Genomic DNA, 25,420 nt, shown 5'->3' on the forward strand with positions numbered 1-25,420 from the left:
CCCTGCGTATTAATAAATAGTTACCTGCTTCCCGGAAATGCTGAACCGTTTGTGATTCATATAGCACAGGTTGCCGAGCATTTTTTCAAAACTTTGCGGAGGGAAGGCCACCGTGATATTTTTCTCTATATCTTTTTTATTCATCCAACGCACGCTGTATCCGTTCTTTTCGCAAAGGCGCACCATGGCGTCGTGTACGGAAAGGCCGGAGGCTGTAAATCCTCCTTCTTTCCAGGTGGTAGCCAGTTTCATATCTTCTTCGGCTACCAGCAAGCCGGTATCTCCGGGCGTGTACTTCGCGGCGTAACCGGGCCGGAGAATGGCGCCGACCGTGTTGTCCGCTTTGGCATGGACCTGTACCTTTCCGCTAAGGAGAGATACGCGGCTCATTTTTTCGCCGGGGTAGGCTTCCACGCTGAAGGTGGTGCCGAGCACGCGGATCGTGAGGTCCCTCGTATGAATGATAAAGGGCCGGCGGCTATCGTTCTGCACATCAAAAAAACCTTCGCCGGTAAGCGCGAGGTGCCGTTCCTGCTTTGCGGGGTCTTCTTCCCAGCGAAGAGAAGCATTGGCGTTCAGCCACACTTCGGAACTATCGGGCAGGATGACCTTTTTGATGGCGCCCGAGCCGTTTTGTACGAGCAGGGTATTTTTTTCGGATGGAGCAGGCGGCGTGCGGCGGGCATATATCCAGGCAACGGCCAGCCCGGCCGTCAATACCACAGATGCGGCAAGCATCCGCTTCACGGCGGGCCGGAACAGCCAGAAGACCCTGCTTTGCGGCAGGTTACCGCGGAAGCTGTTGAGGAAGGCTTCCCGCATGGCGGTGGCTTCACCGGTAGAGAGGCCGTCCGCATGCTCTTTGCCCAGGCTCTCATACCATTCGTCCAGCAAAGCCAGCTCTTCGGGCGTGCATTTGCCGGCATGAAATTTTTCCAGGAGGGCTTTTGCCCCGGGGTATTTTTGTGGTTCCATCTATTGAAGAATACCCGGCGGAGCAAAAATGTTAACCCGGAACAGATTAAGGAATTGTAAACAAGATGATGGTGGACATTAACCGGGCGGCCAGGGCGGGGTTGGAGTGGATATACGATTTCACCTGCTGCAGCGCCCGGGCATACAGCACCCGCGCTGAAGCGGGCTCAATATTAAGGAGTTGCGCTATCTTCCGGTAAGAATACTGGTGCCGGGTGCGCAGCAGGAACAGCTGCCGCTGGGAAGGTGAGAGGGTTTCCAGCGCCTCGTCCAGGAATGATTCGCGGAGGGTCTGCATGTCTTCCCGGATGAAAACCACTTCGAGCGTTTCCTGCAGCATCTGTTCCAGCGTTCTGAGATGCGCCTGGTAGCGGCTGGTGGTGCGGTAATAGTTATAGATGCGGAGCTTCAGGGCATGCAGCAGGTAATATTCGAGGGATTCGCCTTTCGGGGCTTCCTCCCATTTTTCCCATAAAGAAAGGAACACGTCCTGCACAACGTCCGGCGCGTCATTGCGGTTGGTCTTGGCCGTGGCGATGCCCAGCAGCTTATCCCAATAGCTGATCACCGCAGCTTCAAAAGCGGCCTGCCGTTGCGTATGAGAAAACCGACCCTGATGCAAAGCCATAGTGGAAGTATCTTAGGCAAATGTAATGGGTTAATATTAAATGAGTATTAACATCTGTTATTTCCCTAAATTGCCGTTTTGATGACACTAAAGACAATCTTACTTATGAGGAAATATTTACTGCTGGCAGCGCTTTTCCTGATCCACTTTTCTGCCGCCGCCACGGAAGGCATGTGGCTTCCCCATCTGCTCACCAACCTCAATGAAAAGGAAATGAAAGGCATGGGCATGAAGATCAGCGCGGCGGATATCTATAGCGTGAACAAAGGCAGCCTGAAAGATGCGATCGTGAGCTTCGGGGGATTTTGCACCGGGGAGATCATTTCCTCGCAGGGCTTGCTGCTCACCAACCATCACTGCGGCTACAGCTCCATACAGAAACATTCCTCCGTACAAAACAATTACCTGGAAAACGGCTTCTGGTCCCGCAACCGCGGCGAAGAGCTGCCCAATCCGGGACTGTTCGCCACGTTCATCGTGCGTATTGAAAGTGTCACCAAACAGGCGCTGCAAGGCGTTACCGCACAGATGACGGAGCGTGAACGGCAGTCGGTGATCGACAAAAATCTTCAAACGATCCGTAGCGGACTTAAAAAGGAAACCTACCAGGATGTAGTGATCAAGCCTTTCTTTGAAGGCAACCAGTATTTCCTGTTCGTGACGGAAACCTATAAGGACATCCGCCTCGTGGGGGCGCCGCCTTCTTCCATCGGGAAGTTCGGCGCCGATACGGATAACTGGATGTGGCCGCGCCATACCGGGGACTTTTCCCTTTTCCGTATTTATGCCGGCAAGGACAACAAGCCTGCCGAATACTCGAAAGACAACGTGCCGCTGAATCCCAAACACTTCCTGCCCATTTCGCTGGATGGTGTTGCGGAGAACGATTTTACCATGGTATTCGGTTTTCCGGGCCGCACCAGTGAGTACCTGCCCTCGGAGGCGCTGAAGCTCACAGTAGAGGGTCAGGACCCCGCAAAGGTAGGCATGCGCGATGCCGCCCTCAAGGTGATCGACGGGTTCATGCGGAAAGACGAGCAGATCAAAATACAGTATGCCGCCAAATTCGCCAGCACCGCCAACGCCTGGAAAAAATGGATCGGCGAGATGCAGGGCGTCCGCAGCACCGGCGGCATCGACCGGAAACTCAAATATGAAGAACGCTTCCGCCAGCTGGCCACCCCGGCGCAGCGCAGCGTGCTCGATTCACTGAACAGCCTGTACAAAGCATCCGCGCCGTTCGCCGTAGCGCGCGATTACTACCAGGAGCTGATAAGAAATGTGGAAATGCTGGATTTTGCGGATGACGCCATCACCATGCTGCAGCAGCCAAATGCAAAAGAGGAATATGAAACATTGAAGCAGCAGTACCTGGAAAAAATGGAATCCCTCTACAAAAACTATAACAACAACGTAGACCGCGAAGTAGCCACCGCATTGCTGGACATCTATTTTAAAGAAGTGCCGTCAAATAAAATTGGCGGAGAGGCTTATCAGATCTGGATGGAAACGAATAAAGACGGGAAGACCACTGCCACGAAGATGTACAGCCAGTCCGCTTTCACATCATTCGAAAAGCTGTCGGCGTTCTTTAACCGGCCTTTTGATACGGTATCGCGGGAGGTATGGACAGATCCCGCCACGCGCTTGCTGATCGGCCTGCGGAATGGATATGTGGAACATGTCAGCGACCCCTACAGCGCTTTCCTGCCCGATATGGCCCGTTTACAACGCGCTTATATGCAGGCGCAGATGGACGTGCTGAAAGGCCGCCGCTTTTATCCCGATGCCAACAGTACGCTGCGCATTACCTACGGTAAAGTGAACGGCTACACGCCGCGCGATGCCGTGGAATATGGCATCTCTACTACGCTGGACGGCGTCATGGAAAAATACAAGCCCGGTGATTACGAGTTTGACGTGCCGGAAAAACTCCGCACCCTCTACGAGCAAAAAGATTACGGTCCATATGGCGCCAAAGGCAAAATGCCGGTATGCTTCATCGCCTCCAACCATACTACCGGCGGCAACTCCGGCAGCCCGGCGCTGGATGCCTACGGCAATCTTATCGGCCTGAATTTCGACCGTACCTGGGAAGGCACCATGAGCGATATCAACTACGATGCGTCTATCTGCCGCAACATCATGGTAGATATCCGGTATGTGCTGTTCCTTATCGACAAGTTTGCCGGCGCTAAGCATCTGGTGGATGAAATGAAGCTGGTGCATCCGAAAAGGAAAAAGACCTCCACGCAATTGCGAAAGAAAGCAGCATAAAAAAAAGCGGGTGATGTTGTGTCACCCGCTTTTTTTTATGCCTAATTCGTTTGCTTGCATTCATACACAATGGAACTGCATTTGTCCACATGCCGCCAGGCCTTCCAGTAAGACCGCAGCCCGTTCCAGCCGGCTTTCAGCATGCCGCCGGAGCGGTATTTTTCGCTCAGCAGGCTCACGTAAAACGCATCGAACACCATCGGATGTTTCTGCACAATGCTCAGCCGGTGCTGCCGCAATAACGCTTCCATGGAAGCGGGAGAGAAGTGGTAGAGATGCCGCGGCACATCGTATGCGGCCCAGTGGCTGCCATAAATGCGCGCGTCGGTGGAAGTATAGTTGGGTACGGCAATGAGCAGTGCGCCGCCGGGTTTGAGGAGTTTGTGGATCTGGTCGAGATAGCCGTGCAGGTCGTGCACATGCTCCAGCACGTGCCACATGGTGATGCAGTCGAATTGCGCGGCTTCGAGTTTGAACAGCTCTTCCACAGAGAAGGTTTCGAGGTTGTATAGTTTCCGGGCATTGTCCCGCGCGCCGGCATCGGGTTCCAGGCCGGTCACTTCCCATCCGAGCTGCTGCATATAATGGAGGAAGGCGCCGGAACCGCTGCCGATGTCCAGCAGCTTGCCCTGCTTTACGCCGGAAGCGGATTTTACCCAGTTCTGCTTGGAGCGCATGGTGATCTTGCGCACGCTGTGGTACAGCCTGTTGATAAGCCCTTCGCGTGTTTCAGAATGCGAGATGTAGTCCGCCGACTGGTAATATCCGCCGATATGGCGGATGTCCGGTATGTCCTGCGTGAACCTGCCGGTACAGGCATCGCATTCCCATATGCTGAATGTTTCGCCGGATACGGTATGGTCTTTTGCCGTAAGCTGCTGGCGGATATTGGCTGATCCGCAAATGGGACAATGTTGGTAATGAATAAGATTCATGCGGGAATTAAAAGCTGCAAGATAATCATTTAACGATACTCTCCCCATACCTTTCGCAGGGCGTCCGCGATCTCTCCGAGGGTGCAATAATTTTCCACGGCTTCCACTACCAGCGGCATCAGGTTCTCCGTTGTCTTTGCCTTGTCCTGTAGTGTTGCAAGCAGGGCGTTTACTTTGCCGTTGTCCCTGCGCGCGCGGAGCGATTGCAGTTTTTCAGATTGCAGTATGCGGATGCTGTCGTCTATCCGGAATACCTCCGCGGAGGCTTCTTCCTGTACGGTAAATTTGTTGACGCCGACGATGATCTTTTCGCCGTTCTCGATCTCCTGCTGGTATTGATAGGCGTTCTTCGCGATCTCGTCCTGCACGAATCCCTGTTCAATGGCGCTGACGGCGCCGCCCATGGCATCGATCTTCCCGATCAGCTCCCAGGCGAGGGTTTCCACTTCACTGGTCAGGGCTTCCACATAGAAGGAGCCGGCCAGCGGGTCTACCGTATCGGCGATGCCGCTTTCATAACCGATGATCTGCTGCGTGCGCAGGGCGATGCGGGCCGCGGCCTCGGTGGGCAGGGAGATCGCTTCGTCGTACCCGTTGGTATGCAGGGATTGCGTGCCGCCCAGTGTAGCCGCCAACGTTTGTACGGCCACCCTTACGATGTTGTTGTGCGGCTGTTGCGCGGTGAGCGTACTGCCGCCGGTCTGTGTGTGGAAGCGCAGCATTTGCGCCTTGGGATCGGTGGCGCCGAGGTCTTTGGTGATCTGCGCCCACATCCGGCGGGCGGCGCGGAATTTGGCTACCTCCTCGAAGAGGTGGTTATGCGCGTTGAAGAAAAAGCTCAGCCTTTTGGCGAATATGTTGATGTCCAGCCCCTTTTCCAGCGCCGCTTTCAGATAGGCTTTGCCGTTAGACAGCGTGAATGCCAGCTCCTGTACCGCATTGGCGCCCGCTTCGCGGATATGATAGCCGCTGATGGAAATGGTGTTCCATTTCGGCACTTCGCGGCTGCAATAATCAAAAATATCCGTGATCAGCCGCATGGAAGGCTGTGGCGGGTAGATGAAAGTGCCGCGGGCGGCGTATTCCTTGAGAATATCGTTCTGGATCGTGCCGGAGATCTTTTGCAGGTCCGCGCCCTGTTTTTTAGCCAGCGCAATGTACAGCGCCAGCAGGATGAAGCCGGTGGCGTTGATGGTCATGGAAGTAGATACTTTTTCCAGGTCGATGCCGGAGAACAGCACCTCCATATCTTCCAGCGAATCGATGGCCACGCCCACTTTTCCCACTTCACCTTCCGCCATCGGATGATCCGAATCGTACCCGATCTGCGTAGGCAGGTCAAATGCCACGCTAAGGCCCATCACGCCCTGGCTGAGCAGGTAGTGGTAACGTTTGTTGGATTCCTCCGCCGTGCTGAAGCCCGCGTACTGCCGCATCGTCCACAGCTTGTCCCGGTACATGGAAGCGTGAATGCCGCGGGTAAAAGGGAAAACGCCGGGCATTTCCGTCATCGGCAAAGGGTTGGTGTACAAGGGCCGGATTTCAATGTCCGAATCGGTCCTGATCTTCTTTTCCATAGGCACAATGTTACTCTAAAAACGATAAATTGCGATAAAATTTGTTGACTGGTTTATGATCACCTACTTGTTACTGGCCATTACGATCGGAGCTGGCGTGCTGAGCATTTTCCTGTTAAGGAAAGCATGCAGAAAACCGTTGCGGGACGGTATGTTAACGGCGCTGATGTCGTTTTCCCTTTGCCTGTTCATCTACCTTTACGGCACCTGGGTTTTCCTCAGCATTTATGCAAAGTATGTTTTCGGCGGGCTGTACCTCTTGCTGGCGCTGTATTTCCTGTGGACGCGCAAGCCCGTGGCCCGCGCCACCAACCCACTGTACAAAATATTGCTGATCGTTTTTTTCGGCACCTGCTGCGTGCTGTATTTCACCGGCACCACCGGCGTGCCGGAGAAGGTGGAACTGGATTTTCCATTGAAGAAGGGGCGTTATTTCGTGATACAGGGCGGCAAGGGGTTGCCTACCAACCTGTTCCATTTCAGCCTGCGCGGCGCTATCTATGCAATGGACATCGTGAAGCTGAACGATTTCGGTAACCGCGCCAATACCGTGTTCTCCCGCAACCTGGAAGACTACGCGATTTTCGGGGATACGATTTACAGCCCCTGCAGCGGTACCGTCGTGCGCGCCCACAGCAGCAATCCCGACAACATTCCCCCGAATATGGACCGCGGGCCGAAAAATACGAACATGGTGGTCATCGAAACGGATACTTACACCGTATTTATGGGGCATATGAAGCAAAACAGCGTGATGGTGAAGGAGGGGGATGTGATAACGGTTGGACAGCCGCTGGGCCGCGTGGGAAATTCAGGGTTCAGCAGCGAGCCGCATCTGCACATACAGGTGCATAAGAAAGAAAATGGAAAGGCCTGGTACCGGTCCACGCCCTTGTATATACTTTTTAACGGAAAGGGATATCTGTTGAATGAGGTGATCAAAAAGAAAGACCTGTGATCATTTCATCAGCTTCTTCGCTTCTGCGTTGATGATCTCTGCGGCAATATCCACCGGAGATTCCCTTTGCTGCATGAACAGTTCCAGTATCTGCTTGTTCAGTTCGATGGAAGGTGCGTCTGGCGGGAGTTTCAGCGCTATCTGGTTGACGATCGAAATGGTTTGTTCTTTCACCGTTTTCACAGCTTCCCAGGCTTGCTGCGATACGTAGATCTGCTGGGATACGTTATGATCATATTCTGATTTGATGCTCGACACCATGCTGAGCTGCATGTCCAGCACGGTGAACCCGGGCTGGTTAACGCGGCTGATCAGGTTTTGCGGAGATATGCGTTCCACGAACAGCACGATCCTTTCATATGCCTGCAACTGCAGGGGCAGCACCACATTGCGCGGGTCGGCGGCGGGCGGCGTGGCGGCAGCGTCCGTTTTGTCCGTTTTCTTCAATGAATCTTTCAACGTCCAGATCACCAGCACTACCGCGCCGGCTCCGAGTATGATAAACAACCAATCCTGACTGGTCATAAATTAAAGCGTTTTTACAGTCGCAAATATATAAAAGTATTTTATTATTTGTAACTGTTGATAGAAATTTTAGCGGGATGCTGATGCGGCAGGCGGAATTTTTCGGGGCACTGCCAGCATCCGGCAGGTCAGAACTTTTCGAACGCTGTCAGCATCCGGCAGGCCGAACTTTTTCGAACGCTGTCAGCATTCCGGCAGGCTGATGGGGATGTTCACGGCAAGGCCGCCGTCGGAGGTTTCCTTGTATTTGGAATTCATGTCCAGCGCAGTGTCCCACATGGTTTTCACCACAGCGTCCAGCGATACTTTAGCCAGCTCGGGATTGCTTTGCAGGGCGAGCTGGCTGGCAGTGATGGCTTTAATGGCGCCCATGGTATTGCGTTCAATGCAGGGCACCTGCACCAGTCCACCGATGGGGTCGCAGGTAAGGCCAAGATGGTGTTCCATGGCGATTTCCGCGGCCATGAGCACCTGTCTTTGTGATCCGCCGAGGCATTCGGTGAGCGCGGCAGCGGCCATGGCGGACGATACGCCTATTTCGGCCTGACAGCCTCCCATGGCGGCGGAGATGGTAGCGCGTTTCTTGAAGATGCTGCCGATCTCGGAAGCGGTAAGCATGAATTGTATGATGCGGTCTTCATCCAGCCCGTCACAAAACGCAATGTAATATTGCAGCACGGCGGGTATTACACCGGCGGCGCCGTTGGTGGGCGCGGTGACCACACGGCCGAAGGAGGCGTTCTCTTCGTTGACGGCCAGGGCAAAGCAGCTCACCCAGTCCAGCGTATACGAAAAATGCTGTCCGCCGTCGCGGATGGCCATGATCCAGGAATTATAATCGGTATACGTGCGTCCTTTCAGGAGTTTTTTATTGAGGGCTGCCGCTCTGCGCCCCACTTTCAGGCCGCCGGGCAGTTCCCCCGTGGTGTGGCAGCCGCGGTAAATGCATTCCTGCATTACCTGCCATATTTTCAGCACGCCTTCTTTGGTGGCGGCCTCGCTGCGCCATGCCTGCTCGTTTTCCATCACCAGTTCAGAAATGGAAAAGCCTGTTTTGATGCACCATTGCAGTAACTGCCGCGCGGTATCCACGGGAAAGGGCAGTTCCACGCTGTGCTGCTGACTGTTGAGCTCTCCTTCCTTCACCACAAAACCGCCGCCGATGGAGTAGTAGGTGGCGGCCAGCTGTTCGCCGTTACGCAGGGTAACGAGGAAAGTCAGCGCATTGGGATGGAAGGGCAGCGATTCTTCAAAAAGAAATTCAATGTCCGTAACGGGATCAAATCCGATGGTATGCTGTCCGTTCAGCACCAGCTTCCTGTCGCGGCGGATACCGTCGATCTTCGGTGTGATCTGGTTTACATCGAACGTTACGGGATCATCGCCGGAAAGGCCGAGCAGCACGGCGATATCGGTGCCGTGGCCGTGGCCTGTCTTCGCCAGCGAGCCGTAGAGCAATACGGTGAGCGCCGTTACTTCGGGCAGCTGATCGCCCAGTTCATCGATGAAACGCATGGCCGCGCGCCAGGGACCCAGGGTGTGTGAGCTGGATGGTCCTACGCCGATCTTGAAGATGTCAAATACTGAAATGCACTCGTGTGGCACAATGAAAATGATTTACCGGTGAAGGTAAAGAAAAAATAAACCCTGCCGGTTGAGGGCAGGGCCGATTATGATAATGGGATGATAATTCCCTTTAAAAATAGAAATTGTTGAGCGTGACCTCGAATACGAGTACCGAATTGGCCGGAATGGAACCCGAGCTGCTGTTGCCGTAGCCAAGTCCGGACGGGATCAGCAGCAGCACCTTATCGCCTTTGGCGATTTTGCGCAGGCCGATCTGCCAGCCTTTGATCAGTCCTTTCAGGCGGGCTTCCCGCAAGGTGGTATTTTCGCCGCTGTCAAACACATTGCCGTTGAGCAGCTTGCCGGTATAGGTGATGTTCATCCGGTCTTCCAGCGTGATCGTATCGTTCGGCGTGGTGCCGTGTGCCAGTATCTTGTAGTGCAGCCCGCTGGTATCGTCTTTCAGCGTGCCGGTGATGCTGCTGTCCGCAATATATTTTTGTATCAGCTGTTCATCGATGGCGGCCTGTTTCACCGGATCATGCGGTTCCTCCTTTTTGTCTTTCTTACATGCTGCGAACATCATCATAACTGCCAGCAGGCCCAATAGCCCAAAGTAGTGTCTCTTCATTACGAATATTTAAGGTGTTTATTTAAAGTCGATCAGTTTTACGTCGCAGACGAGGATGGCGGAGGGCGGGATGGTGCCCGGGATGCCTGTTTTCCCAAAAGCGAGGCTGGAAGGGATATACAGCAGGATGTGGCCGCCTTTGCTGATGAGGCGCAGGCCGATCTGCCAGCCGGCAATATGGTCTTTGAGCTTGCGCCCGTCGAAGTCGGTGGGAAGGTTCTGGGACGATTCGAGCACCCGGTCGTCCCACAGCAGCATGCGTTTGAAGATAACGGTGGGCGTCTGGTCCAGGCGGATGGTATCTACGCCGTTACCGGGTTCCAGTACTTTGTAAACGAGGCCGCTGGGGTGGATGATAATGCCGGAATCCCTGGCTTTGGCGCGCAGGTAGGCGCGGATGGTCTGTGTATCATTCTGCACAGTCTCAAAAAAATCGGCCGCGGGGTCATCCTTTTTGAGACAGGAACTTGGCAGTATGGCGATGGCCAGTATAGCAAGACCGGAAAAAAAGAGACGTTTGATCATCATACGAACAGCAGGCATTTGTCAAAAATACAACAGTTAAACGCGATACCCGCGTGGAAAGTTACAGGAAAAAATGGAGGATGTTCCCAAATTAAAATGCAGGCCCGGGAATCGTTTAAACGGCTACCTGTATCCATCAGGTACCCCGAATAAGAAGAGGGTGCCTCTTATTTTCGAGACACCCTCTGATATTTTGGCTGAGCCGGGAGGATTAATAATCCATGCCCATTCCGTGGCCGCCCGGCATTGCGGGAGCTGCGGATTTGGGTTCCGGTTTGTCAGCGATCACGCATTCTGTGGTCAGCAGCATACCAGCGATGGATGCGGCGTTTTCCAGGGCGATGCGGGTTACTTTGGTAGGATCGATCACACCGGCGGACAGCATTTTTTCATACACTTCCGTGCGGGCGTTGAAGCCAAAGTCGCCTTTGCCTTCTTTCACTTTCTGTACCACGATGGAACCTTCGATGCCTGCGTTAGCGGTGATCTGGCGCAGCGGCTCTTCGATCGCGCGTTTCACGATGGCGATACCGGTCTGCTCGTCTTCGTTGTCGCCTTTCAGCTTTTCGAGACCTTCGATGGAGCGGATGAATGCTACGCCACCACCGGCTACGATACCTTCTTCAACGGCAGCGCGGGTAGCGTGCAGGGCGTCGTCCACGCGGTCTTTCTTTTCTTTCATTTCCACTTCAGTGGCAGCACCTACGTACAGTACGGCAACACCGCCGCTCAGTTTCGCCAGGCGTTCCTGCAGCTTCTCACGGTCGTAATCGGAAGTAGTTACTTCGATCTGTGATTTGATCTGGCCGATACGTGCCTGGATGTCTTTTTTACCGCCTTTACCGCCAACAACGGTGGTATTGTCTTTATCGATGATCACGGATTCAGCGCGGCCGAGGTAAGTCAGGTCGGCATTCTCCAGTTTATAACCTTGTTCTTCGCTTACCACGATGCCTGCGGTGAGGGTAGCGATGTCCTGCAGCATTTCCTTTCTGCGGTCGCCAAAGCCGGGGGCTTTTACAGCAGCCACTTTCAGGGTGCCGCGCAGCTTGTTCACCACGAGGGTGGCCAGTGCTTCGCCTTCCAGGTCTTCGGAGATGATCACGAGGGGAGCGCCCTGCTGTGCTACTTTCTCCAGGATGTGCAGAATGTCCTTCATGGTGCTGATCTTTTTGTCGTAGATCAGGATGTAGGGGTTCTGCAGCTCGGCCTGCATTTTTTCGCTGTTGGTGATGAAGTAGGGGGAGAGGTAACCGCGGTCGAACTGCATGCCTTCTACCACTTCTACGGTGGTTTCGGTGCCTTTCGCTTCTTCAACGGTGATCACGCCGTCTTTGGTTACTTTGCGCATCGCTTCAGCGATCAGTTTACCGATCTCGCTGTCGTTATTAGCGGAGATGGAAGCTACCTGCTCGATCTTTTTGGTATCGCTGCCAACTTTTTCGGATTGTTTTTTCAGGTTCTCCACAACGGCTTTCACCGCTTTGTCGATACCGCGTTTCAGGTCCATCGGGTTAGCGCCTGCGGCTACGTTCTTGAGACCTTCTCCGATGATCGCCTGAGCGAGCACAGTGGCGGTGGTGGTACCGTCGCCGGCGATGTCAGCGGTTTTGGAAGCAACTTCCTTCACCATCTGGGCGCCCATGTTCTCGATAGCGTCTTCCAGTTCAATTTCTTTAGCTACAGTAACACCGTCCTTTGTTACGCTGGGTGCGCCGAATTTCTTTTCGATCACCACGTTGCGGCCTTTGGGGCCGAGGGTTACTTTAACGGCATCTGCCAGGGTGTCAACGCCTTTCTTCATTTTGTTGCGGGCGTCTGTATTAAAGAATATTTGCTTTGCCATAATGGTAATTGTTTTCTTGTCTTTTGAGTGGAATAATTAATTAGATGATAGCCAGAATGTCTGATTCACGCATGATCAGATATTCTTCACCTTCGAAGGGGATTTCCTGGCCGGAGTATTTGCCATACAGAACGGTGTCGCCAACTTTCACGGTGGTGGGCTCGTCTTTTTTACCCGGACCGGCCGCTACCACAGTACCACGTTGAGGTTTTTCTTTAGCGGTATCGGGGATGATGATACCACCAGAGGTTTTTTCTTCTGCTGCTGCGGGTTTTACGATCACCCTGTCTGCCAGAGGTTTAATACTTAATTTTTTAGCCATTTTGAATCTATTTTTAAAAAGGTAAGTTGAAAAATGATGGTTTTTCCGTTAACGAAGATTATGCCAACCGCTCGTTCGGGTCAAATTTTCAGGAAGCAAAGATAAGTAAAGTTATGAGGGACTGTCAAGAAATGACATTTTTTCATTTTGAGATGGCAGTTTTTGGGAGAAACTGCCGTTTGGCGCGGAAAATACCCGGTTTCAAAGTTGTCAGGCCGGAAGTATCTGACCCGGCCTGATCATGTTGGGGGGACCAGAAGATGCCTTTCCCGGAACTATTTTTTAAAAAGTCCCCCTAAAACAGTAGATTTGCGGCCATTTTCCTTAGCGTACATGATCAGTAGAAGAAACATCCGGGTAAAAGTTATGCAAACGCTGTATGCCATGGACACCATGGAGCAGGGCGCCCTGAAACCGGGAACCGCCACCAGTTTGCTGAATGAGAAATTGGACCAGACCTGCCAGATATTCACATATTTGCTGTATTCCATCGCCCGCGTGGCGCAATATGCGGAAACAGACGCGCAGGCCCGGGCCTCCAAGCATCTGCCCTCCGCGGCGGATCTGGCGGTGAACACCAAGATTGCGGGGAACGACTTTGTATTCCAGGTGCTGGGGGACAAGGGGTTCCAGGTGAACCTGGACAGCTGGAAGCTCCGCCGGCAGGAAGATCCCGAGCTGATCCGCAAGCTGTACTACCAGCTCACGGAAAGCGAGATCTATAAAACCTATATCAGCGAGCCCTCCCGCAGCAAATCTTCCGAAAAACAGATCATCGAATATATTTATAAGGAGATCCTTGAAAAGAACGAGCTGTTCCGCCAGCATATGGAAGACAGCTTCCTGCACTGGGGGGATGATGAGGACATGATGGGCATCCTGGTAGGCAACTACCTGTCCAAACCACAGCTTTTCAACTTCCTTCAGCTTATCAGCCGGGAGAAGCTGGACTATGCGAAGGAACTGCTGCTCACCGTGATCGATAAAAAAGATTACTGCATGGAGCTGATCCGGCCCAAGCTGCAGAACTGGGACCCCGAGCGTATCGCCGCCATTGATATGCTGCTGATGGAAATGGGCGTTTGCGAATTCCTGTATTTCCCGACCATCCCTACCAAGGTGACCATCAACGAGTACATCGACCTGGCGAAAGCCTACAGCACGCCGCAGAGCGGGCAGTTCGTGAACGGCATACTGGACAATATCCTCAAGGACCTTGTGCAGACCAACCAGGTGCAGAAAACAGACCGTACCCGCAAATAATCAGTCACCATAAAATATTCCTGATCATGAAATCATTCCTGTCTTTATTATTGTTGTTCGCCGCGGTGCTCGCCGCCTGTAACAACAATGCGAAAGAACCCGGCAGCGGGCAGGCCGCCGGCGCCGAAGTTTCCGACTCCGCCCGCCTGTACCCGGTCATCACTTTTGAAAAAGAATCCCATAACTTTGGGAACGTCGTGGAAGGTGAGGTAGTGGAATATTCCTTTAAATTTACCAATACCGGCAACAAAGACCTGCTGATCACCAAAGCGGAAGCCAGTTGCGGCTGCACGGTGCCCGAATGGCCGGAAAAGCCCATCAAACCGGGCGAAAGCGCTTACATGAAGGTGCGGTTCGACAGCCGGGGAAGGCCCGAAGGATACACGGAAAAGGAGCTTTACATCCAGGCCAATACCAATCCTCCCTCGGTGAACGGCCCAAAGATCCAGTGCACGATCGTAAAGAAATAGTAACTTTATTCGTTCAAACAACAAACAACATACGATGTACAACTTATTAAACGTATTATTAATGACGCCTCAGCAAGGCGGTGGTCAAGGTGGTTTTGGCGGGATGGGGTCCCTGCTGTTCTTCGGCGGTATGATCCTGGTAATGTGGCTCTTCATGATCCGCCCACAGACCAAAAAGGCCAAACAGCAAAAGCAATTCATCGATAACCTGAGAGAAGGCGACAAGATAGTGACCATCGCCGGCATCCACGGTAAAGTAAAAAAGATCAACGAGAACAACACCCTTCAGATCGAAGTAAGTCCCGGTACTTTCTTCACGATCGAACGTTCCGCCGTAAGCATGGAATACACCAATGCTGTTGCGAAAGCAGCGGAAACGAAATAAGGACTAGTTGCCTGAAAATAAAAAACGGGGTTTCATCTGATGAAGCCCCGTTTTTTATTTATTTTAGTTCAATGTACATCATCGGCATCACCGGCGGCATAGGTTCGGGAAAGAGTACGGTCGCCAGGGTTTTCAGGTTATTGGGTATTCCGGTATATTCAGCGGATGACGCGGCCAAAGAGATCATGGTAAAAGATCCCCAGTTGGTAGAGCAGATAAAGGCGCATTTCGGGCCGGAGGCATATTTGGGAGACGGCACCCTTCACCGCAAGTTCATATCCGGTATCGTTTTCAATGACAAGGAGCAGTTGGCCGTATTGAATTCCCTGGTGCATCCCGCCACCATCCGCGATTCGGAGAACTGGGCCGCCCGGCAGAAAAGCCCCTACGTGATCAAGGAAGCCGCGCTGATGTTCGAAACAGCATCTTTTCATCATGTAGACAGCGTGATCAGCGTATATGCCCCCGAGGCGCTCCGCATCCACCGCGTTATGAAACGGGACCATGTATCCCGCAATGATGTGCTCGCCCGGATGCACAAGCAGATCGATGACAGGATCAAGATGAAGCTGGCCGACTATGTGATCTATAACGATGAGCAGCAAATGGTCATCCCGCAGGTGCTGGCGCTGCACCAGCAGTTCCTGGCCGTCGCAAAGCAATAGGGCGGCTATGTTAAGCCTGTGCAAACTTTTTTGAAAGGGCATTTTTCTGTCTGCTGCATCTTATACCTTTAACCACGTTATTAAACAGATATATGACCCTGATGCAAGACAGCCTCGTGAACCGTTTCCGCGAAGGGCATTTTGATGCGTTTGAAGAGCTTTTCAATACTTATTGGGAGGCGCTTTACCAGTACACCCTGCGCATTCTCGGAAGCGAAGAAGATGCGCAGGACCTGATCCAGGACCTCTTTGTAGAACTGTGGGAGAGAAGGGAGTACCTGGAGATCAGCACGCATATCCGCATCTACCTTTTCAGCGCTACGCGCAAGAAGATCCTCCGTAAATTCCGTGACGACGGCCTGAAGCAGAAGCATCTCGAAAAATTTATCCTCCACGGGGAGCTGCGCTCCGAGCTGACCCTTAACACCCTGATCCATAAAGATATCCTTTCCCAGCTGCAGGAAGACCTGCACGCCCTCCCCGCCAAGGAAAAAGAAGTGTTCCAGTGTTATTACTTTGAAGAGCTGAGCATCCGCGAGATCGCGCTGCGCAACGGCACCGCGGAGCAAACGGTGCGCAACCAGCTCAGCAACGCCCATCGTAAAGCATTGCCTATCATTCACAAATTGTTAATGCTCATCTGATCCGTATTACCAAACTGTTAAGAACGCCCTCCGGATAGTTAAAAAGGCAAGGTTGTGGAACTTTCCAATAAACGACCACCTTGATCCGTTCCGCTGTAGAAAAATTAATAGACCGTTACCTGCGTGGCAACGCCACCCCGGCAGATGAAACGCTGGTAGCGCAATGGCTGGACTCCCTCGCTGCCGAAAGCAGCCACACCGGCAAACAACTATCGCCACAGGAAAAAGAGCTGCTGCGAAAGAAAATGCTGAAGGCAATCCGCAAACGGACCCTCGGCGGCACCGTCTGGTGGAAACCGGCCGGCATTGCCGCGGCAGTAGTGTCCGTGCTGCTCGGCGGGTACCTGTTGCTGCGCCTTCAATCCCCTTCGCCGAAGCCCGTTTACCAGGTGTTCCGCACCGGCCTGGGAGAACAGAAAATGATCCTGCTGCCGGACAGCTCCCGCATCTGGCTCGGCCCCAATTCCGAACTGCAATACCCCGAGCAATACGCCCACCTGCGCAACATCGTGCTGGTATCGGGAGAAGCGTTTTTTGATGTAATGCCGGATGCATCGCACCAGTTCACCGTGGCGGTGGACAGCCTGCAGGTGGCCGTGCTCGGCACATCCTTCAATGTCAGGGCCTACCGCAATCTGCCGGCGCTGAACATTGCCGTGAATACGGGAAAGATCAAAGTAACGCGCAGCGGGAATGTACTGGGACTGCTATCCGCCGGGCAAACGATCCGGTACGACCGCAGCGGGGGAGCCGTGGCTACGGGCACTTTCAACCCCGAAGCGGCGGAAGGCTGGAAGAACAACCGCCTCAATTTCGATAACACGCCGCTCGCGGAGGTGCTGCATATGCTGGAAAATTATTACCCGGTGCGGTTCACGCTGGAACATCCGCAGCCCGTGGTGATCAGCGGCTCCCTCAACATGAAGATGAAGCCGGAACAGGTGATGAATGTGCTCCGCGAGATCACCGGCAACAGCATCCGGTTCGTCCGGCAATCAGACCAGCAATACCTCGTACAATAATTTATCCTTTAACGCTTATCATATGAACACGATCACTACATTATCACGCAGGCTGCTGACCTTCGCAGTTTTGCTATGCTCCATGTGCTTCATAGTACAGGATGTTTCCGCGCAGCAGGTAAAACAGACCGTTACCGCGCTGCAGGTAAAGAAAGGCCCGCTTGCCGCGGCGCTGAAGCAATTGCAGACGCAGGCGGGTATCGATATCATGTACAACGCGGCCCTGCTGGAGAAATTCCAGGTGGAAGAGGCAACTTATAGTAACCAGACGGTGGAAGCCGTGCTGCGCGATCTGCTGAAACGCACCGGCCTGGAGTTTACAGAAAAAGAAGGCGTGATCATTATCAAAGCCCCCGAAAAGCAACGGGTGCCGGTGAAAGGCTCCGTTACGGACGCCGAAAGCGGTATTGCGCTGCCGGGCGTGAGCGTGCAGGTGAAAGGCACTTCTTCCGGCGCCACAACGGACGATGCGGGTGCGTTTGTATTGAATGCGGACCCGGCTACGGACACGTTGCTGTTAAGTTATATCGGTTACAAAAATGCGCTGATGCCGCTGGCCGGCCGCAGGGAGCTGGCGCTTCGCCTCAAAGCGGATGCCAGCATGCTCAGCAGCGTAGTGGTGGTAGGATATGGCGAAACGAAAAAAGACAACCTCACCGGCGCCGTAAGCCACGTAACGGAAAAGGATTTCAACCAGGGCGTATTTTCCTCTCCCGAACAATTGCTGCAGGGAAAGGTGCCCGGCCTCAATATCACCCGCAGCGGCGATCCCAACGGAACGCCGGCCGTCATGCTCAGAGGCCCGTCCACTTTGCGCAGCGGCGAAGCGCAGGAACCCTTTTACGTGATCGACGGTGTGCCCGGCGCTTCCATTCAACTCGTTTCGATGAATGATATCGTATCCATCGACGTATTGAAAGATGCATCCTCCACTGCCATCTACGGCGCCCGCGCCGCCAACGGTGTGATCATGGTCACTACCCGAAGGGCGAAGGAAGGACAGAAATGGGTCAGCTATAACGCATACGCCGCGCTGGAACAGGTATCCAACCGCATTGAAATGCTCACCGGCGATCAGCTGCGCAAATGGCTGGACGATAACGGCAAAAGCCTGAACCCCGCGTACGATGATGGCGCGAACACCGACTGGCAAAAGGAAGTGACCCGCAACGGCGTGTCGCACAACCACAACATTTCCCTCGGCGGCGGAGCGGGGAATACGGTGTATGATGCGAGCATCAACTACCTGAGCAATGAAGGCATCATGAAAGGTTCTTCACTGGAACGCATCAACGTTAGAGCCAGCCTCGAGCAAAGAGCGTTTAATGACAAGCTGAAAGTTAACCTGGCATTGAGCAACAGCATCTCCACGCAACACCGCATTCCCCAGTTGGTGTTCCAGAACATGCTGCTGTACATGCCTACCGTCAACATTAAAAACCCGGACGGCACGTATAAGGAAGACTTTACAGCTACAAGGGATTATTACAATCCGGTTTCGCTGATCGATAACAATGAGGACCGCACCAAAACGAAGATATTGTTAGGGAATATCCGCGCGGAGCTGCAAGTATTGCCAGGATTGAATTACACGGTGAATGCTTCCATGCAGGACGAGCAGATCAACCGCGATGTGTATTACAATCACGCCTCTGCGCTCGCCCAGCAACTCAACGGCAAAGCCACCCGCGGCGCGTTCAGCAACACCAAAAAAATACTGGAAACGTACTTCAATTATGATAAAACCTTCGGCCGCCACAACCTGAAGCTGCTGGCGGGCTACTCCTGGCAGGAAGACCGCCGCAACGACGGTTTCCAATCCTCCAACCAGGGTTTTGTATCCGATGCGCTGAGCTATAACAACCTCGGCGTGGGCAATCTGCCGGTGGGCGTAATTCCCGACTGGGGCAGCTCCAGCATCGATGTATATCGTTTCATTTCATTCTACGCACGTGCGAATTATGTGTATGCCGATAAATATTTGTTACAGGTGTCCGCCCGCCGTGATGGTTCCTCCGTATTCGGCGTCAACAACCGCTGGGGCGTATTTCCGGCGGTGTCTGCCGGATGGCGGATCAAGCAGGAGCCTTTCCTGAAGGAAGCTGAATGGCTGGATGACCTGAAGCTGCGCGCGGGTTATGGCGTGACGGGTAATGCGCTGGGCTTCGGCGCATTCACCGCCGTACTGCTCTACAATACCACCGGCAAATTCTATTACAACGGCGGCCTCGCCAATTCCATCGGCCCCACACAAAATGCCAATCCCGACCTGAAATGGGAAAGCACCGGCATGGCGAACATCGGGCTGGACTTCTCCATTCTCAACAACCGCATCGGCGGCTCCATTGATTTTTACGACAAACGTACGTCTGACCTCATTTGGGAATACAGCGTGCCCACCACGCAATATTTCCTGAACGAGCTGATCGCCAACGCCGGCAAAATGAGCAACAAGGGCATAGAAATACAGATCAACGCCATGCCGGTAAGGAACCGGAAATTCACCTGGACCACCGCCGTGAATTTCGCGCATAACAGGAACAACATCGAATCATTATCCAACGATAAATTCACGTTGACTTCCATTCCCACAGCGGTACTCGGCGGCAAGGGGCAATCCGGCAACACTTCGCAGAAAGTGGTGGAAGGCCAGCCGGTAGGCTCGTTCTATATCTGGAGATACATGGGCAAGAATGATGATGGCGTATCACAATTCCTGAAAAACGACGGAACGCTTACCGTATCACCTACTTCCGACGATTTCCTCTACGCCGGCAGCGCGCAGCCAAAGCTTTCCTACGGATGGAACAACAGCTTCACCTACGGCGATTTTGATTTCAACTTTTTCCTGCGTGGTGTTTCCGGTAACAAGATACTGAACGCCACACTCGCGAACCTGAACAGTCCCAGTGACGCGGCCATCCACAACATCCCGGTATTTACGCTGCAGGAATCGGCGATGGACGACAAGGCTTATTTCCTCTCCGACAGGTACATGGAGAGCGGAAACTACCTGCGGATGGACAATGCCACACTGGGTTATACCGTGCCGTTGAAGAGCGGGTCCGTGCGCAGGCTGCGCTTCTATGTGTCCGCCAACAATCTTTTTGTGATCACCAGCTACAGCGGCATTGACCCCGAGATCAACCTCGGCGGCCTTGAACCGGGCATCGATAATAACAACTTCTACCCGAAAACAAGATCGTTCCTGCTCGGCGTGAATATGACCTTCTAACCATTAACACCATCTGATATGTTACATATAAAAAATAGCATCCGATTGTCCGTTCTGCTGGCCGTTTCCGCCTTCAGCGCCTGTACGAACCTGGACGTTCCCATAGAATCCGTGTACACCGAGGAGAACTTTCCCACAACGGAGGAAGGTTTCATTGCGGCTACCGGTCCCGTATACACGCAGCTGGCCTCCCGCTTCGCGGTGGACTACTGGCGGATGCAGGAATTTTCAACGGACGAAGCCATCATCCCCGCGCGCGACGGTAACTATGACGACGGCGGCCAGTACCGCGTACTGCACAAGCATGAGTGGAACCCGGACCATACCAATGTAAAAGGTGTGTGGGAGTGGGGCTTTGGTGGCATCAACACCACCAACCGCATCATGCGCCTGTTTGAACCGGCGCCGGAAAGCGCGGCCAAGACCACGGCTATCGCCGAGATGCGCACGATGCGCGCGCTGTTTCATTTCTTTATGATGGACCTGTACGCGAATATTCCCATCGTTACGGAATGGGGCAGCAGCGAACCGCCCGAACAGAAAACCCGCGCGGAAGTTTTCACCTTCATCGAAACAGAACTGAAAGCTGCCATCCCCGGCCTGAGCGCCGAAACAGGCGCATTCACCTACGGCCGCCCCACCAAATGGCTCGCCTTCGCCATCCTCACCAAAATGTACCTGAACGCCGCGTATTATATCGGTACGCCCATGAATACACAAGCCGTAGCGATGGCGGACAGCATCCTGGCAAAGGGAGGGTATAAGCTGGAAGCATCTTTTGCCGCTATCTTCATGCCCGATAACGGCCCGCAGATCACCGAAACGATCTTTGCGGTGCCTTACGATGCCAACCAGATATTCGGCAACCAGTTCTCCCGCTTCGGCCTGCATCCCGCGCTGGTGGATAAATACGATCTGCCTTTCAGGCCCAGTATCGCGCAAAGCACCATTGCATCCTTCTACGCGAAGTTCAACCTGCCGGATGATGAACGGAACAACACCTGGCTGGCAGGAAAGCAGTATGAGGCCAACGGCGACCCTATCCTGATCCGCACTACCAACAAGGCGCTGGACAATTCATACAACGGTCCCAATCCGAATGCGGAGATTCAATGGCACCTGGAATTTTTCCCCGAAATGCCGCTTATACGCGAGGCAACGATGGACGTAGGCAATGACGAACTTGGGAAAGCACGCGGCGTGCGCTCCATCAAGTATTTCCCCGACAAGAACGCGAACCCGCAGGAAAGACATTCCAACAACGACGTGCCGGTGTTCCGCCTGGCGGACATCATGCTGATGAAAGCGGAAGCCATCCTCCGTGGCGCCGCTCCCACAGCGGTGAACGGCGAGTTGCAGACCGCGCTGCTGCTGGTGAACAAAATACGCGCCCGCGCCAAAGCGCCGGAGCTGGGCAATGTTACGCTGGACGATATGCTGGATGAACGCGCCCGCGAGCTGGCATGGGAAACCTGGCGCCGCAACGACCTCATCCGTTTCGGAAAATTTGAAGACAGCTGGGGCTTTAAAACGGATAACGATGTGAATAAAAGGATCTACCCGATCCCTACCAGCGAAAGGTCATTGAACCCGAAGCTGGACCAGAACCCGGGATATAATTAATGAAAACAGGGCTGGCCGGAAAATAACGGACAGCCCTGTTTTGTTTTATACAAGATGGGCGGTTGCAATGCCGCACCTGTTTGCTTATTGCTATTGCAATTTCCCCAACCATTCCTTCATTCGCTTCATACCCTCCTCGATCCGCGGCATGCCGGTAGCATAGGAAATACGGATGCATTCCGGCTGCTGAAAGGCTCCGCCCGTTACAACGGACACATTGGCTTTGTGCAGCAGATACATGCAGAGATCGTCCGCATTCGCGATGTGGCTGTCCTCATAAGATCTACCAAAGAAAGCGCTCACATTCGGGAACATATAAAATGCGCCGTCCGGTTCATTGACCTTCAGGCCGGGGATCTCCTGCAATGCTTTGTAGATAAAAGCCCGGCGGTCACGGAAAGCAGCGACCATTTCATTTGTGGCATCCAGCTCTCCGCGTAGCGCTGTGATGGCGCAGCGTTGCGAGATGGAGCAGGTGGCGGAAGTGAACTGGCTCTGGATCATGTCGCTGGCCTTCGCGATCTCCAGCGGAGCGGCCAGGTAGCCGAGGCGCCAGCCGGTCATTGCGAAGCCTTTGCTAAGGCCGTTGATGATGATGGTGCGGTCTTTCAGGCTGCCGAAGCTGGCGATGCTTTCATGCGGCCCTACATAATTGATGTATTCATAGATCTCGTCGGAGATGATGAAGATATCCGGATGTTTTTCAAACACGGCCGCCAGTCCTTCCAGCTCTTCGCGGGAATACACGGAGCCGGTGGGATTGCAGGGAGAGGAGAACATGAACAGCCGCGTACGGGGAGTGATGGCGGCTTCCAGTTGTGCGGGCGTGATCTTGTAGTTATTCTCGATGCCACAGGGCACGAATTTCACGACGCCCTGGCAGAGCTTCACCAGCTCGGAATAAGTGACCCAGTAGGGTGTGGGAATGATCACCTCGTCGCCGGGATTCACAATGCTCAGCACAGCGTTGGCGATGCTTTGCTTCGCGCCGGTGGATACAACGATCTGCTCGGGACTGTATTCCAGCCCGTTGTCCCTTTTCAGTTTATATGCTACGGCGGCTTTCAGGTCCGCATAACCGGCTACGGGCGTATAATGTGTAAAGCCTTCATCGATCGCCTTCTTGGCGGCTTCGCGGATATGTGCGGGCGTATCAAAATCGGGCTCGCCGATGCTGAGGTCCACAATGTCTATTCCCTGTGCTTTCAGCTCGCGGCTTAGCTTTGCCATCCTGATGGTTTGCGGCACAGAGATGCGCGTTAATCTTTCTGCTAGTTGCATATGCTATAATTTTTCCTGGGTTGACCGCGGCAAACCTACTGCAAAAAAGTCAAAAAAAGGTCCCGGACCTTGTGAGCCCGGGACCTGTCCTTATAGTGATGAAAAAAAATTAGTGGTTCAGCACCGTGATCTTCGGTTTGAAATCACCGGTATTGGCGCTGATGCCGGTCAGTACAATGGTGTGCGGATATCCCTGTGCAAGCTGTACATCATTTTTGACAGCGATCGTGGAATCGGTGCCGGCCGCTTTCACGGTGATGGTAGCTGTATTGGGATCTACCGCCATGAACTCGTCGTACATGCCGCCCTGGAAGTCGTTATAATAACGGCTGGGAGAAACCTTGTTGGTATTGATGTAGAAATCAACCGGCCCTACGTCTGCGCTCATATGGAAGAAACGGACGTTAGACTTGGTGGTGCTGATATCAGCGAAGGTCAGTGATTCGTCGATCGTATATACATCGAGGGGGGAGGTACCGTACAGAAAGTGCGTGTAGTAGCCCATGGTATCATAGCTGGCGGTAGTGGTAGCGAGCAGGCTGTCGCCGGAGCTGCGCTTGAAATCTATTTTGAGGCTTCCCGGATCGGCGTTGATACCGCCGCCTGTGGCGTATGTTAAATTAGATGCTGCTTTTGCGCCATTCACCCAGATGTCAGTTGAATAAGACACGGGGGCTGCACTAAAGAATACCAGTGTAGTGTAGGGTTTCTGTGGTGTCGATTCGTTCTTCAGACATGAAGCCAGGCCGCTGATGGCCACTACCAATGCAAGCATTGCCCAGATACGGTTTTTCTTTGTTACCATGCTCTCTTTTTTATTGATGAATTGATTGAGTTGACGGTTGTTATTGTTTATCATATGTCAATTTATAACGTTCCAGGTCCGGTTTGTATTTCCTTGTTCTTTGTATTTCTGCTTCATATATGATCTTCCCCAGTTCCCGCAGGAAAGGTTTGCCGGTTGATTCAAAATCGTATCTGTCATCTCCGATCACACCATCTTTATTGACGTACAGGGTGGCGGAAAGCAGGAACTCCACGCCTTTGTCAACATCCACGATATAAGCTACATCTGTCAGGAACCCGTATGCCCATCCCGGTTTGTTAAAGATCCTTACCCCGGGCGGCAGCTGCACCGCTTTATCTGCTCCGGCCAACAGGTATTTTACATAATTCCTGTGAAATTCCGTGGAATCGTAGGCCGGCCAGGTGGTTTCCGTGGGTTGTTGCGACATATACCGGTACAAGAACCGGTAATCGTCTTCAGTTAAACGAAAAGCGTGCCCGGATGTTACACTTTCCGGAAAAATTATGCTTTTGAGCATCTGGTGGAGGTCTGACAGCGAGATCCGGTTCTTGGCGGAGAAGTTGAACGGCCCCTCCACGAGCCGGCCGTTGGCCATATGGGAGGTTCCGGCCTCGTCATGCCGCGGGGAAAATTGAATATTGCTTTTTTGCGCGGGTTGGCGGTACAGCTGTTTCCCGTCTTTTTCAAAGCGCACGGCGTTGGTCGTGCCGTTGGCTTCTGCGGAAAGGGAAACGCTGAGGCGGTGGCGGATTTCGGCGGAAGCATAGCCTTTTTCCCATAACGCGCGGTTGAACTCCTCCTGGCCGAGGAACTCGTACAGCCGGTTAAAGGCGTCATTATCACTTACGAGGAATATTTTTTTAATATAATGGGCCACGGAGGGCTGGCCGTCCGCCGCACTGCTGTCTGCCGTCACGGCCTCCGAGATACCTTGCAGGCTGTCAGTGTACATGGGCGTAAATTTGTCCACCCCCAGCCGGTTGAGCTTTTCCAGGGCGAGCAATGCCGTCGGCATTTTGACGGTGGAGGCGGGATAGAAATATTGTTTGGGGGACAGATGGAAGGTAAAATCGGTGAAAACCGGCTTGTTTCGGGCATCACGGTCGATTTGCGTATAGATGATCTGGAGCCGGTGGGCTTCGGGATCTTGCAGCACGGGGGAGAGGCGGGAGGCGTTGGCCTGGAGGAGCGAATCCAGGTATTTATGGTTGTTGGAGGCCATGGAAGCAGAATTTATGCGCCCGGATGTTTGGCAGTTC

At 53.4% G+C, this 25,420-nt stretch carries 23 protein-coding genes; 10 read left to right on the top strand and 13 right to left on the bottom strand.

Annotated features, from left to right (window positions below; genetic code table 11):
- Window positions 1–9: 9 nt before the first annotated feature.
- Both CCY01nite_RS15315 and CCY01nite_RS15320 read right to left on the bottom strand, forming a co-directional pair.
- Window positions 10–975, bottom strand: coding sequence for a FecR family protein (locus CCY01nite_RS15315; RefSeq protein ID WP_146863378.1), 966 nt, complete (start codon window positions 973–975; stop codon window positions 10–12).
- Between the two features lie 46 nt (window positions 976–1,021).
- Window positions 1,022–1,603, bottom strand: a complete 582-nt coding sequence (locus CCY01nite_RS15320) for an RNA polymerase sigma factor (RefSeq protein ID WP_146863381.1) — start codon at window positions 1,601–1,603, stop codon at window positions 1,022–1,024.
- Window positions 1,604–1,708: 105 nt separating this feature from the next.
- Here CCY01nite_RS15320 and CCY01nite_RS15325 point away from each other — a divergent pair, with 105 nt between their 5' ends.
- On the top strand, window positions 1,709–3,880 hold the full coding sequence (locus CCY01nite_RS15325) for a S46 family peptidase (protein ID WP_146863384.1): 2,172 nt from the start codon (window positions 1,709–1,711) through the stop codon (window positions 3,878–3,880).
- Between the two features lie 41 nt (window positions 3,881–3,921).
- On the opposite strand, the gene CCY01nite_RS15330 is transcribed toward CCY01nite_RS15325, so the two are convergent.
- Window positions 3,922–4,815 carry a methyltransferase domain-containing protein gene (locus CCY01nite_RS15330; protein WP_146863387.1) on the bottom strand — a complete coding sequence of 298 codons (894 nt, stop codon included), beginning with the start codon at window positions 4,813–4,815 and terminating at the stop codon, window positions 3,922–3,924.
- 29 nt (window positions 4,816–4,844) lie between these two features.
- Window positions 4,845–6,392 (bottom strand): acyl-CoA mutase large subunit family protein, encoded by a 1,548-nt coding sequence (locus CCY01nite_RS15335; protein WP_146863390.1) that lies wholly within the window; start codon window positions 6,390–6,392, stop codon window positions 4,845–4,847.
- Between the two features lie 55 nt (window positions 6,393–6,447).
- Here CCY01nite_RS15335 and CCY01nite_RS15340 point away from each other — a divergent pair, with 55 nt between their 5' ends.
- Window positions 6,448–7,350 (top strand): M23 family metallopeptidase, encoded by a 903-nt coding sequence (locus tag CCY01nite_RS15340; RefSeq protein WP_146863393.1) that lies wholly within the window; start codon window positions 6,448–6,450, stop codon window positions 7,348–7,350.
- Here the strand turns inward: CCY01nite_RS15340 and CCY01nite_RS15345 are convergent, their stop codons facing one another.
- From CCY01nite_RS15345 to CCY01nite_RS15370, 6 genes are all read right to left on the bottom strand, one after another.
- Complete coding sequence (locus CCY01nite_RS15345; protein WP_146863396.1) at window positions 7,351–7,875, bottom strand: DUF7935 family protein; 525 nt, start codon at window positions 7,873–7,875, stop codon at window positions 7,351–7,353. It abuts the gene before it with no gap.
- Between the two features lie 183 nt (window positions 7,876–8,058).
- Window positions 8,059–9,480: an L-serine ammonia-lyase gene (locus CCY01nite_RS15350; protein WP_146863399.1), complete on the bottom strand. Its 1,422-nt coding sequence runs from the start codon at window positions 9,478–9,480 to the stop codon at window positions 8,059–8,061.
- Window positions 9,481–9,571: 91 nt separating this feature from the next.
- Complete coding sequence (locus CCY01nite_RS15355; RefSeq protein ID WP_146863402.1) at window positions 9,572–10,072, bottom strand: FKBP-type peptidyl-prolyl cis-trans isomerase; 501 nt, start codon at window positions 10,070–10,072, stop codon at window positions 9,572–9,574.
- Window positions 10,073–10,090: 18 nt separating this feature from the next.
- Window positions 10,091–10,600: an FKBP-type peptidyl-prolyl cis-trans isomerase gene (locus CCY01nite_RS15360; protein ID WP_186831078.1), complete on the bottom strand. Its 510-nt coding sequence runs from the start codon at window positions 10,598–10,600 to the stop codon at window positions 10,091–10,093.
- A gap of 208 nt (window positions 10,601–10,808) precedes the next feature.
- A complete protein-coding gene (gene groL, locus CCY01nite_RS15365; protein ID WP_146863408.1) occupies window positions 10,809–12,443 on the bottom strand; it encodes a chaperonin GroEL in 1,635 nt (544 codons plus the stop codon).
- A gap of 40 nt (window positions 12,444–12,483) precedes the next feature.
- Complete coding sequence (locus CCY01nite_RS15370; RefSeq protein ID WP_146863411.1) at window positions 12,484–12,765, bottom strand: co-chaperone GroES; 282 nt, start codon at window positions 12,763–12,765, stop codon at window positions 12,484–12,486.
- A gap of 366 nt (window positions 12,766–13,131) precedes the next feature.
- Between CCY01nite_RS15370 and nusB the strand changes: the two genes are divergently transcribed.
- The 8 genes from nusB (at window position 13,132) to CCY01nite_RS15410 (ending at window position 22,072) form a co-directional block, all read left to right on the top strand.
- Window positions 13,132–14,028, top strand: a complete 897-nt coding sequence (gene nusB / locus CCY01nite_RS15375; RefSeq protein WP_246129946.1) for a transcription antitermination factor NusB — start codon at window positions 13,132–13,134, stop codon at window positions 14,026–14,028.
- 26 nt (window positions 14,029–14,054) lie between these two features.
- Entirely contained in the window at window positions 14,055–14,498 is a 444-nt protein-coding gene (locus tag CCY01nite_RS15380; RefSeq protein WP_146863417.1) for a DUF1573 domain-containing protein, read from the top strand.
- A gap of 61 nt (window positions 14,499–14,559) precedes the next feature.
- The gene (gene yajC / locus CCY01nite_RS15385) at window positions 14,560–14,883 is read left to right on the top strand and encodes a preprotein translocase subunit YajC (protein WP_246129947.1); all 324 of its coding nucleotides are present in this window, start codon (window positions 14,560–14,562) and stop codon (window positions 14,881–14,883) included.
- A gap of 71 nt (window positions 14,884–14,954) precedes the next feature.
- Window positions 14,955–15,548 (top strand): dephospho-CoA kinase, encoded by a 594-nt coding sequence (gene coaE, locus CCY01nite_RS15390; protein WP_146863423.1) that lies wholly within the window; start codon window positions 14,955–14,957, stop codon window positions 15,546–15,548.
- A gap of 92 nt (window positions 15,549–15,640) precedes the next feature.
- The gene (locus CCY01nite_RS15395; RefSeq protein WP_146863426.1) at window positions 15,641–16,192 is read left to right on the top strand and encodes an RNA polymerase sigma factor; all 552 of its coding nucleotides are present in this window, start codon (window positions 15,641–15,643) and stop codon (window positions 16,190–16,192) included.
- An 80-nt stretch (window positions 16,193–16,272) separates the two neighbouring features.
- Window positions 16,273–17,214, top strand: a complete 942-nt coding sequence (locus CCY01nite_RS15400) for a FecR family protein (protein WP_146863429.1) — start codon at window positions 16,273–16,275, stop codon at window positions 17,212–17,214.
- A gap of 22 nt (window positions 17,215–17,236) precedes the next feature.
- Window positions 17,237–20,449, top strand: coding sequence for a SusC/RagA family TonB-linked outer membrane protein (locus tag CCY01nite_RS15405; RefSeq protein ID WP_186831079.1), 3,213 nt, complete (start codon window positions 17,237–17,239; stop codon window positions 20,447–20,449).
- An 18-nt stretch (window positions 20,450–20,467) separates the two neighbouring features.
- A complete protein-coding gene (locus CCY01nite_RS15410; RefSeq protein ID WP_146863435.1) occupies window positions 20,468–22,072 on the top strand; it encodes a RagB/SusD family nutrient uptake outer membrane protein in 1,605 nt (534 codons plus the stop codon).
- A gap of 90 nt (window positions 22,073–22,162) precedes the next feature.
- Here the strand turns inward: CCY01nite_RS15410 and CCY01nite_RS15415 are convergent, their stop codons facing one another.
- The 3 genes from CCY01nite_RS15415 to CCY01nite_RS15425 form a co-directional block, all read right to left on the bottom strand.
- Window positions 22,163–23,353, bottom strand: coding sequence for a pyridoxal phosphate-dependent aminotransferase (locus tag CCY01nite_RS15415; RefSeq protein ID WP_146863437.1), 1,191 nt, complete (start codon window positions 23,351–23,353; stop codon window positions 22,163–22,165).
- Window positions 23,354–23,462: 109 nt separating this feature from the next.
- A complete protein-coding gene (locus CCY01nite_RS15420) occupies window positions 23,463–24,158 on the bottom strand; it encodes a DUF4397 domain-containing protein (RefSeq protein WP_186831080.1) in 696 nt (231 codons plus the stop codon).
- 40 nt (window positions 24,159–24,198) lie between these two features.
- Window positions 24,199–25,383, bottom strand: a complete 1,185-nt coding sequence (locus tag CCY01nite_RS15425; RefSeq protein ID WP_146863443.1) for a serine hydrolase — start codon at window positions 25,381–25,383, stop codon at window positions 24,199–24,201.
- Window positions 25,384–25,420 lie beyond the last annotated feature (37 nt).

It is taken from the genome of Chitinophaga cymbidii (assembly GCF_007992715.1).
GTDB lineage: Bacteria > Bacteroidota > Bacteroidia > Chitinophagales > Chitinophagaceae > Chitinophaga > Chitinophaga cymbidii.

Excerpts from the sequence above, each read along its gene's own strand:
- CCY01nite_RS15315 (WP_146863378.1), bottom strand. The coding sequence starts at position 975 with ATGGAACCACAAAAATACCCCGGGGCAAAAGCCCTCCTGGAAAAATTT.
- CCY01nite_RS15320 (WP_146863381.1), bottom strand. The coding sequence starts at position 1,603 with ATGGCTTTGCATCAGGGTCGGTTTTCTCATACGCAACGGCAGGCCGCT.
- CCY01nite_RS15325 (WP_146863384.1), top strand. The coding sequence starts at position 1,709 with ATGAGGAAATATTTACTGCTGGCAGCGCTTTTCCTGATCCACTTTTCT.
- CCY01nite_RS15330 (WP_146863387.1), bottom strand. The coding sequence starts at position 4,815 with ATGAATCTTATTCATTACCAACATTGTCCCATTTGCGGATCAGCCAAT.
- CCY01nite_RS15335 (WP_146863390.1), bottom strand. The coding sequence starts at position 6,392 with ATGGAAAAGAAGATCAGGACCGATTCGGACATTGAAATCCGGCCCTTG.
- CCY01nite_RS15340 (WP_146863393.1), top strand. The coding sequence starts at position 6,448 with ATGATCACCTACTTGTTACTGGCCATTACGATCGGAGCTGGCGTGCTG.
- CCY01nite_RS15345 (WP_146863396.1), bottom strand. The coding sequence starts at position 7,875 with ATGACCAGTCAGGATTGGTTGTTTATCATACTCGGAGCCGGCGCGGTA.
- CCY01nite_RS15355 (WP_146863402.1), bottom strand. The coding sequence starts at position 10,072 with ATGAAGAGACACTACTTTGGGCTATTGGGCCTGCTGGCAGTTATGATG.
- CCY01nite_RS15360 (WP_186831078.1), bottom strand. The coding sequence starts at position 10,600 with ATGATGATCAAACGTCTCTTTTTTTCCGGTCTTGCTATACTGGCCATC.
- groL (WP_146863408.1), bottom strand. The coding sequence starts at position 12,443 with ATGGCAAAGCAAATATTCTTTAATACAGACGCCCGCAACAAAATGAAG.
- CCY01nite_RS15370 (WP_146863411.1), bottom strand. The coding sequence starts at position 12,765 with ATGGCTAAAAAATTAAGTATTAAACCTCTGGCAGACAGGGTGATCGTA.
- nusB (WP_246129946.1), top strand. The coding sequence starts at position 13,132 with ATGCAAACGCTGTATGCCATGGACACCATGGAGCAGGGCGCCCTGAAA.
- CCY01nite_RS15380 (WP_146863417.1), top strand. The coding sequence starts at position 14,055 with ATGAAATCATTCCTGTCTTTATTATTGTTGTTCGCCGCGGTGCTCGCC.
- yajC (WP_246129947.1), top strand. The coding sequence starts at position 14,560 with ATGACGCCTCAGCAAGGCGGTGGTCAAGGTGGTTTTGGCGGGATGGGG.
- coaE (WP_146863423.1), top strand. The coding sequence starts at position 14,955 with ATGTACATCATCGGCATCACCGGCGGCATAGGTTCGGGAAAGAGTACG.
- CCY01nite_RS15395 (WP_146863426.1), top strand. The coding sequence starts at position 15,641 with ATGACCCTGATGCAAGACAGCCTCGTGAACCGTTTCCGCGAAGGGCAT.
- CCY01nite_RS15405 (WP_186831079.1), top strand. The coding sequence starts at position 17,237 with ATGAACACGATCACTACATTATCACGCAGGCTGCTGACCTTCGCAGTT.
- CCY01nite_RS15410 (WP_146863435.1), top strand. The coding sequence starts at position 20,468 with ATGTTACATATAAAAAATAGCATCCGATTGTCCGTTCTGCTGGCCGTT.
- CCY01nite_RS15415 (WP_146863437.1), bottom strand. The coding sequence starts at position 23,353 with ATGCAACTAGCAGAAAGATTAACGCGCATCTCTGTGCCGCAAACCATC.
- CCY01nite_RS15420 (WP_186831080.1), bottom strand. The coding sequence starts at position 24,158 with ATGGTAACAAAGAAAAACCGTATCTGGGCAATGCTTGCATTGGTAGTG.
- CCY01nite_RS15425 (WP_146863443.1), bottom strand. The coding sequence starts at position 25,383 with ATGGCCTCCAACAACCATAAATACCTGGATTCGCTCCTCCAGGCCAAC.